This window comes from Thermoanaerobacter thermocopriae JCM 7501 (genome assembly GCF_001310975.1).
Lineage (GTDB): Bacteria > Bacillota > Thermoanaerobacteria > Thermoanaerobacterales > Thermoanaerobacteraceae > Thermoanaerobacter > Thermoanaerobacter thermocopriae.
Window position 1 is genome coordinate 1 of the sequence record NZ_BAZY01000051.1, and the last position, 9444, is coordinate 9444.

The following is a 9444-nucleotide window of genomic DNA, read 5'->3' on the forward strand; positions in this document are numbered from 1 at the left end:
TTCATAAAGAAAAGAAAAGGAGGTTTTATTGAAAATATTACTTTTCTTTATCACTTTAATGAAGTATAATAATATAAAATGTCTTAACTCAGATACCTTCAAAAGGAAAGGATGAGAACGTGAGAATATTGGTACAAAAATTTGGTGGAACTTCTGTATCAACACCTCAGAGGAGAGAGAAGGCTGCCTCAAAAGTAATTGAGCAATAAAAAACGGTTTTAACGTTGTAGTAGTAGTTTCCGCAATGGGAAGGAAGGGAGATCCTTATGCCACAGACACTTTAATAAACATGGTTAAGTCAATAGATAACAATATTTCAAAGCGGGAATTAGATTTATTGATGAATTGCGGCGAAATAATCTCTAGTGTGACTTTTGCTGCGACTCTATTAAAAAAAGGATATAAAGCAAAAGCATTTACCGGAGGACAAGCAGGCATTATAACGGATGATAATTTTGGCAATGCGGAAATTATAAAAGTAGAACCAACAAGGCTATTAGAAAGTTTAAAAGAGGGAATTATTCCTATCGTGGCAGGTTTTCAAGGGATGACAGAAAAAGGGGATTTGACTACATTAGGGCGAGGAGGCAGTGATACAACTGCTGCTATTTTAGGTGTAGCTTTAAAAGCTTCTGCAGTAGAAATATATACAGATGTAGATGGGATAATGACAGCAGATCCTCGTATTGTTTCAAAAGCTCATATTTTAGAAAAAATAAGTTATAACGAAGTATTCCAATTTGCAGAGCAAGGAGCAAAAGTGGTACATCCTAGAGCCGTAGAAATAGCAATGATAGGTAATATACCACTTGTTATAAAAAATACTATGTCAGACAGTCCAGGCACTATTATAACTCAATATAATGAAGCTTACGACAATATTTACGATATAGACAAATTAATCACTGGAATTGCTAATATGGACCACAGGGTCCAAATCGTAATAGAAAATAATGCAAATACACAAAATCTATTTGAAAAGATTGCAGAAGAAAAAATAAGCATTGACCTTATTAATATTTTTCCTGAAAAACAAGTGTTTACAATATCAGAAGGGGATTTTAAAAAGTTACAAAAGCTCCTTGAAGAAAATAACATAAAATATTCTTACAGAACTGATTGCTCGAAAGTTTCTATAATTGGTAACAGAATAAGGGGCGTACCAGGAGTAATGGCAAGGGTAATTAAGGCATTATCAAGGCATAATATAGAAATTTATCAAACAGCTGACTCTCATAATACTATTTCTTGTCTTGTAAGTCAAGATAAAGCTGAAGAAGCAGTAAGAGTGCTACATGAGGAATTTAATCTTTAAAAGACTTGAAAGCGCATACTATTGCGCTTTTTTCTTATACTAATATTAGGAGAGTGATAAAGATGAGTATTTTAAAAAGTGAAGAAACAAAACAACCTCAAACTTTACCACCTGTTCAAGAAAATTTGAAAAATTTAGGCCAGACAAACTTACCAAATTTTGAAAGTAATATTCATTGTCTTACTATAATAGGACAAATTGAAGGCCATATGATACTACCTCCACAAAACAAAACCACAAAATACGAACATATAATACCGCAATTAGTAGCGATAGAAGAAAATCCTAATATAAAAGGAGTTTTGATTTTATTAAATACTGTAGGAGGAGACGTGGAAGCAGGTCTTGCTATAGCAGAAATGATAGCAAGCCTTTCTAAGCCTACTGTATCTATAGTACTAGGTGGTGGTCACAGTATTGGGGTACCTCTAGCAGTTTCTGCAAATTATTCTTACATAGTACCAAGTGCAACCATGACAATACACCCTATCAGGATGACAGGAATGGTAGTTGGAGTTCCACAGACTTTTGATTATTTCAATAAAATGCAAGATAGGATAGTTGAGTTTATTGTGCGAAATTCAAAAATAAAAAGAGAGACTTTTATGGAGCTTATGCTTAAAACTGGAGAATTAGCCAATGACATAGGAACAATTTTAGTCGGAAAAGAAGCAGTAGATTATGGTTTAATTGATGAAATAGGGGGTATTAAAGAAGCTTTAAATATGTTACACAATATCATAGAGGGAAAAGAAAAAAGGTGAAGAATAATGTTATATACAATAATTCCCTATGAAGTAATTTTTGAAAAAAGAGATGAGATACCTACTAATTACATAGAATTAAAGATGGGAAATAAGCAGTTAGTAGTAGAAAAACTCTCAAATGGAAATTACCTAATTCAAAGCATGTATTCTACTAATCCTTTTGATTATCTAGACACAAAATATACTCCAGGAAGCATAATAAGTATTTATTAGAAAAATTTTTGTGTTATAATAGATGTGTTAAAAAATCAGCACATCTATTTTTTGTTGCTATTTTACATAATTAATACTAAAATTTTTATAGAAGAAATTTATAAACAGGTGATATTATGATTGACAAAAAACAAAAGCCTCTCAAAAACGAAATCATTGGAATTATATTTTTGGCTTTTACCCTAATTTCTTTCTTGAGTCTATATACTGATACAACAGGAACAATTGGCAAAAACATAGAAATTTTTTTTAAAGGGCTCTTTCGGAATAGGTTCTTATGTTGTATCTGCTTTACTTTTAGTATTTGCATTGATGTTCCTTTTTAATAATCGAGATTTTATAAAATTAAACAAAGCTGCGGCACTTTTTGGGCTTTTTCTAACCCTCATAAGTTTAGATCATTTGTATTATTTCCCTTCTAATGAGGGATTAAAAAATTATATTTTAGCCGCTTACACTCATGGTATAAACAAGATGGGTGGAGGAGTTGTTGCTGCCCTACTGGTATATTTTCTAGTAAAACTTTTGGGTATCACAGGAAGTTATATATTATTGTTTTCTTCTTTGGCAATTTTTATAGTGCTTATTACAAATGTATCTATCGTAAATCTAATGGAATCTTCCTATCAAAAATTTAGTCAACGTAAAAAAAAGATAAAAAAAACATCCAATGAGAAGGAAGTAATTTCTACCCCAATTTCTCAGGAGGATTCTACAACCTTAGAAGAAAATATGAATATAATAGAAAAAAACAGAACAATCGATATAATTGAACAAGTAGAAGAAGAAAGAAAAGTCTATGAAAAAGATGCTAAAGATAAAGAAGAGATTATAGAAAGCGAGTATCTTCCTCCTCCTATAACTCTTTTAAAAGAAGCAGTTCCCCCACCAAAAATAAAAAATGAGGTGTTAATGGAAAAAGTAAAAAAAATAGAAAACACTCTTAAAAACTTCGGAGTTGATGCAAAAGTTATCCAAGTGACAAAGGGGCCTGCGATTACTAGGTTTGAACTTCAGCCTAGTGCAGGGGTAAAAGTTAGCAGAATAGTAAGTTTAACAGATGACATTGCTTTAAGTCTTGCTGCGCCTTCTGTGAGAATAGAAGCACCTATTCCCGGCAAATCTGCTATTGGAATAGAAGTGCCAAATGATAAAATCGCCTCAGTTTATTTAAGAGAAGTAGTAGATAGCAAAAAATTTAGAAATTTTAAATCAGAGTTAGCAATTGGTTTGGGTAAAGATGTCGCTGGTAATATTGTCATAGTAGATTTATCTAAAATGCCTCATTTGCTCATTGCAGGTGCAACAGGTTCTGGGAAAAGTGTTTGCATAAATTCTCTTATAGTGAGTTTGTTATACAAAGCCTCCCCTAAGCAGGTGAAAATGATATTGATAGATCCAAAGGTGGTAGAACTTAATATTTATAACGGTATTCCTCATCTCTTAACTCCTGTTGTTACAGACCCTAAAAAGGCAGCAGGTGTCTTAAATTGGGCAGTACAAGAAATGACTAAGCGTTATAATTTATTTGCCCAATATGGAGTTAGAGATATAGACAGCTATAACGAAAAATACAAAGAAAGCAGCTTATATAAAATTGTAATCATAATTGATGAGCTTTCTGACTTGATGATGGTATCTCCTGCAGAAGTAGAAGAATATATATTTAGGTTAGCTCAAATGGCTAGAGCAGCTGGCATTCATTTAGTTATTGCTACCCAAAGGCCTTCTGTTGATGTTATAACAGGAGTTATCAAAGCCAATATTCCTTCAAGGATTTCATTTGCTGTATCTTCTCAAATCGACTCAAGAACAATCTTAGATATGGCAGGTGCGGAAAAACTTTTGGGAAAGGGTGATATGCTTTTTAATCCTATAGGAGCAGCAAAACCTATGCGAATTCAAGGTGCTTTTATCTCTGAAGAGGAAGTAGAAGCTATAGTAAGTTTCTTGAAAAATCACTTTAATCCTCAGTATGAAGAAATAGAAATTGAGGAAAAAACAAATGGAAAAGCTTTTGAACAACAAGAAGATGAGTTATTAGAAGATGCTATTTCTGTAATTTTAGAAACAGGGCAAGCCTCTATTTCAATGTTACAAAGAAGATTAAGAATCGGTTATGCGAGAGCTGCCCGAATCATAGACCAGTTAGAACAAAAAGGCATTATAAGCGGTTATGATGGTTCTAAGCCAAGACAAATTCTTTTATCAAAAGAAGAAATAAAAAAAATACTAGAAGAATCTTAAAAATAGAAAGGAAATGCAGATGAAAAATGTAGGAATTATATCCCTTGGATGTCCCAAAAACACAGTTGATTCAGAAAAAATGATAGCAATTTTAAAAGAAAAAGGTTACAACATAGTAAATGATGAAAATGAGGCTGATATACTTATTATAAATACTTGTAGCTTTATAGAAGATGCAAAAAGAGAGTCAATAGAATATATCATTGAAATGGGAAAACTCAAAAAACATAAGCTAAAATACCTAATTGCAACTGGCTGCTTGTCTGAAAGATATAATAAAGAATTATTAAAAGAACTTCCTGAATTAGATGCAGTAATTGGTACTGGAGATTTTCCCAAAATTGCAGAAGTGATAGAAGAAATAGAAAAAGGAAAAACTGTTTTAGAATATGGACACGCTAATTTACTAAATGATGAAGGAATACAACGTATTTTAACTACCCCAAATTATTACGCCTATTTAAAAATTGCAGAAGGTTGTAGCAATGTTTGTTCTTTTTGCGCAATTCCAAGGATTAGAGGAAGATACAGAAGTCGCAAAATGGAAGACATACTAAAAGAGGCTGAGGAACTCGTCAAAAAAGGTGCAAAAGAACTTATACTCATTGCTCAAGACACTACAAAATATGGAATAGATATTTATAAAAAATTTATGTTGCCTCAACTTTTAAAGGAATTATCTTTAATTCCTAATTTAAAATGGATAAGATTGCTTTATGCCTATCCGGACAGTGTTACAGACGAACTTATAGAGGAAATCAAAGCAAATAAAAAAGTAGTAAAATACATTGATATACCTCTGCAGCACTCTAATGATGAAGTGTTAAAAAGGATGAAGAGACACACTACTAGGCAAAAAATAGAGGAAGTTATAAATAAACTCAGAACCATTCCTAATATGGTAATACGTACTACTTTTATGGTAGGATTCCCTGGAGAAACAGAAGAAGAATTTGAAGATTTAAAACATTTTGTAAAAGAAAAAAGGTTTGAAAGAGTGGGGGTTTTTGCATATTCGCGAGAAGAGGGAACTAAATCTTATTATATGAAACCCCAAATTAAAAAGAGCGTAAAACTTAGAAGACAACAAGAGCTAATGGAAATACAAAAGGAAATTTCTTATCAACATAATCTTTCAAAAGTGGGGAAGCAGTTAGAGGTACTAATTGAAGGTTTTGAAGATGGAATATATTATGGCAGAAGTTACATGGATGCCCCTGAGATTGATGGTGTCGTTTATGTAAAAAGCGACAAAAAGCTCACTGCTGGAGAGTTTGTAGTAGTAACTATAACAGATGCCTATGAGTACGATTTGGTGGGGGAATATTAATGAATTTAGCTAATAAACTTACCATGTTAAGACTTTTTTTAATTCCTGTTTTTATGTTTTTTATGTTTGTCAAAGGTCCCTACAACGATTTTATAGCTGCAGGAATATTTGCACTTGCAGCATTAACTGACAAATTTGATGGATATGTTGCAAGAAAATTTAATCAAATAACTAATTTAGGGAAATTCATAGACCCGCTGGTAGACAAAATAATGGTTTCTTCTGCTTTAGTAGCTTTAGTACAAATGGAACGCATTCAAAGTTGGATTGTGGCAATTATATTAGCAAGAGAATTTTTAATAACAGGTATTAGAACTGTTGCTGCTGACAAGGGAATTGTCATTGCTGCCAGTAATTATGGTAAATATAAAACTACTTTTCAAATGATAGCAGTAATTGCATTGATGCTTAATAATTACCCTTTTAGTCTTATAAATTTTCCTTTTGACACTGTAATGATATATATAGCTTTAATTTTAACAATTTATTCAGGGGTGGATTACATTATAAAATCCAAAAATTTATTAAAAGACTAAAGAGGTGTTTTAATTGAGAGGAGAAATTATTTCTGTCGGTACGGAGCTACTATTAGGACAAATTTTAAATACTAACGCCAAGTATTTATCTGAAAAATTAGCTCTTTTGGGTATAGATATATATTTCCATACTAACGTTGGAGATAACGAAGAAAGATTAAAAGAATGTTTAAATATTGCTTTTAACCGTTCTGACCTTATAATAACAACAGGTGGATTAGGTCCTACAGTTGATGATATTACAAAAGAAACAGTGGCTTCTTTTTTAGATCTTCCTCTTATAGAAAGCCAAGAAGCGAAAGAGAAGATAATAAAATTTTTTGAAAAAATAGGGCAAACACCTACCATGAATAACTTCAAACAGGCTCTTTTTCCAAAAGGTGCAAGAATTTTGCCAAATAAGAATGGAACAGCTCCTGGTTGTATAATAGAAAGGGAGGATAAAATTATAATTATCCTACCAGGTCCACCTTCTGAGCTCATTCCAATGTTTGAGGAATATGTATATCCTTACCTAAAAGGCAAAACCAGCGAAATTATTAAGTCTCGAGTTATAAAAATATTTGGTATAGGCGAATCAAAAGTAGAGGAAATGGTAAAGCCACTTTTGTTTAGTTCTAATCCCACTGTTGCTCCTCTGGTAGGTGACGGATACGTAACTTTGAGAATAACTGCAAAAGGACATGATGACAAAGAAATTTTAAAAATGATTGAAGATATGGAATCAAGGATTAGAAGGATAATTGGTGACTACATATATGCTGTTGATGAAGAAGAAATGGAAGAAATTGTGGTAAAATTGCTGCAAAAAGACAAATTAACTCTTGCTGTTTCTGAATCTTGTACAGGCGGCTTATTGGCCAAAAAAATAACTGATGTATCTGGTGCTTCAAAAATTTTTAATTTAGGTATTGTTTCTTACAGCAATGAAGCGAAAGAAAACATTTTAGGGGTTAAAAAATCTACTTTAGAATCTTATGGAGCAGTAAGCCATGAGACAGCAAAAGAAATGGCAGAGAACATAAGAAAATTAGCCAATGCTGATTTCGGCCTATCTACTACTGGAATTGCAGGACCTACAGGTGGAACACCTGAAAAACCGGTAGGATTAGTGTATGTAGGTTTTGCTACCAATGAAAAAGTCTATGTAAAAAAATTAATGCTACATGGCGATAGAGACAGAATACGAATAAGGACTGTACTGCATGCTTTGGACATGGTGAGAAGATATCTTCTTGGAATAAAAATTGACTAGTTTTATCCATTAATATATAATTAATTTAATACAATACCTTGTATTTTTAGGAGGTAAATAATAAATGATAGAAAAGCAAAAAGCTTTAGAAATGGCTATAAGCCAGATAGAGAGACAGTTTGGCAAGGGTTCTATAATGAGATTGGGAGATACTGCAAAATTGAATGTAGAAGTAATACCTACTGGTTCTCTAGAATTAGACATTGCCTTAGGTGTTGGTGGAGTTCCAAGAGGAAGGATAATAGAAATTTTTGGTCCTGAATCTTCGGGGAAAACTACTTTAGCATTACACATGATAGCAGAAGCGCAAAAAATGGGAGGAACGGGTGCTTTTATAGATGCAGAACATGCTCTTGATCCTGTATACGCGAAAAATCTAGGAGTAAATATTGAGGACTTATTAGTGGCACAGCCTGATACTGGTGAACAAGCTTTAGAAATTGCAGAAGCTCTTGTCAGAAGCGGTGCTGTTGATATAATTGTAATAGACTCTGTTGCTGCATTGGTACCTAAAGCAGAGATTGATGGTGAAATGGGAGATAGCCATGTGGGACTTCAGGCGAGATTGATGTCTCAAGCTTTGAGAAAATTAGCAGGGGTCACGAGTAAATCTAAAACTATTGTGGTCTTTATAAATCAACTGAGAGAAAAAGTAGGAATTATGTTTGGAAATCCTGAAACAACCCCTGGGGGAAGAGCCTTGAAGTTTTATGCCACAATAAGATTAGACGTGAGAAAAGTAGATCCAATAAAGCAAGGAAATGAAATAGTTGGAAACAGAACCCGTGTCAAAGTTGTAAAAAATAAAGTTGCTCCACCTTTTAAACAGGCAGAATTTGATATAATGTATGGAGAGGGTATTTCGAGAGAAGGAAGTATTTTGGATATTGGCACAAGTATAGACATAATTGAAAAAAGTGGTGCTTGGTATTCCTATGGAGATATACGATTAGGGCAAGGAAGAGAAAACGCAAAGCAATTTTTAAAAGAAAACAAAGAAATTGCCGATGAGATTGAAAGAAAAATTAGAGAAAATTTCAATTTAGCTTATAATAAAATAACATCCTCCCCTGATGCAATAATAGAATAACCCTTATTGTGGGGTTATTTTATTACAAAAAAGGAGAAATATAAATATGATAATCACTGCTATAGAAAAGCTAAAAAAAGCACAATACAAAGTTTACATAGATGGTGAATATGCTTTTAGCTGCAATTCAGAAGATTTAAGTTATTTAGGTATAGAAGAAGGAAAAGAAATAGATAATGAACAGTATAATTATTATGTAAACTATATTGCAACAAGACGAGCGAAGGATTACGCCTTTAAACTTTTATCAAAAAAAATAGTAACAGAAAAAGAACTATATCAAAAACTCAAGATCAGAGGTTTTAGCGAAAATGTAATAAATGAGGTTATCGAAAAGCTAAAAAGTTATAACTACATCAACGACGAAATTTACGCTAAGTTATTTATAGAACAGAAGATGAATCAACTACATAGCAGAAAAAAGATTTATTATGAGCTTATAAATAAAGGAATTAATAGAGAAGTTATTCAAGAAAGTTTAAGGAATTTTTTATCCAAAAGAAAAAGAGGTGGAAATAATAAAAAAAATAATTGAAAAAAAATTAAAATTCCAGGAAGATACTAAAAAATTAAAAAACTACCTTTACAACAGTGGGTTTGAAATTGAAAACATTAGTACTGCTTTTAGAGAAAAAGATTTATAACTTGACATAATTTTGAAAAGGGTCTAAAATAAATTATGAATATCTTA

Annotated in this window: 7 protein-coding genes and 2 pseudogenes; all 9 read left to right on the forward strand. The window is 32.2% G+C overall.

Translation table 11 applies throughout. The features are described 5' to 3' along the window. Positions 1-119: 119 nt before the first annotated feature. The 9 genes and pseudogenes from dapG to JCM7501_RS12005 all read left to right on the forward strand — a co-directional run bounded on the left by dapG (position 120) and on the right by JCM7501_RS12005 (position 9397). Positions 120-1315, forward strand: a pseudogene (gene dapG, locus JCM7501_RS11965) (aspartate kinase). 62 nt (positions 1316-1377) lie between these two features. Next, positions 1378-2079: a ClpP family protease gene (locus tag JCM7501_RS11970; RefSeq protein ID WP_012995232.1), complete on the forward strand. Its 702-nt coding sequence runs from the start codon at positions 1378-1380 to the stop codon at positions 2077-2079. Positions 2080-2085: 6 nt separating this feature from the next. Further along, entirely contained in the window at positions 2086-2295 is a 210-nt protein-coding gene (locus JCM7501_RS11975; RefSeq protein ID WP_028992555.1) for a YlzJ-like family protein, read from the forward strand. A gap of 312 nt (positions 2296-2607) precedes the next feature. Next, positions 2608-4542: an FtsK/SpoIIIE family DNA translocase gene (locus JCM7501_RS11980; RefSeq protein ID WP_256201475.1), complete on the forward strand. Its 1935-nt coding sequence runs from the start codon at positions 2608-2610 to the stop codon at positions 4540-4542. A gap of 19 nt (positions 4543-4561) precedes the next feature. Beyond that, positions 4562-5872 carry a 30S ribosomal protein S12 methylthiotransferase RimO gene (gene rimO, locus JCM7501_RS11985; protein ID WP_012995229.1) on the forward strand — a complete coding sequence of 437 codons (1311 nt, stop codon included), beginning with the start codon at positions 4562-4564 and terminating at the stop codon, positions 5870-5872. Then, entirely contained in the window at positions 5872-6408 is a 537-nt protein-coding gene (pgsA, locus tag JCM7501_RS11990; protein ID WP_012995228.1) for a CDP-diacylglycerol--glycerol-3-phosphate 3-phosphatidyltransferase, read from the forward strand. The genes rimO and pgsA overlap by 1 nt, the downstream gene beginning before the upstream one ends. A 13-nt stretch (positions 6409-6421) precedes the next feature. Beyond that, entirely contained in the window at positions 6422-7663 is a 1242-nt protein-coding gene (locus JCM7501_RS11995; protein WP_012995227.1) for a competence/damage-inducible protein A, read from the forward strand. Positions 7664-7727: 64 nt separating this feature from the next. Then, a complete protein-coding gene (gene recA, locus JCM7501_RS12000; RefSeq protein WP_012995226.1) occupies positions 7728-8753 on the forward strand; it encodes a recombinase RecA in 1026 nt (341 codons plus the stop codon). Positions 8754-8799: 46 nt separating this feature from the next. Continuing rightward, a pseudogene (locus tag JCM7501_RS12005) lies at positions 8800-9397 on the forward strand (regulatory protein RecX). The last annotated feature ends 47 nt before the right edge of the window (positions 9398-9444 follow it).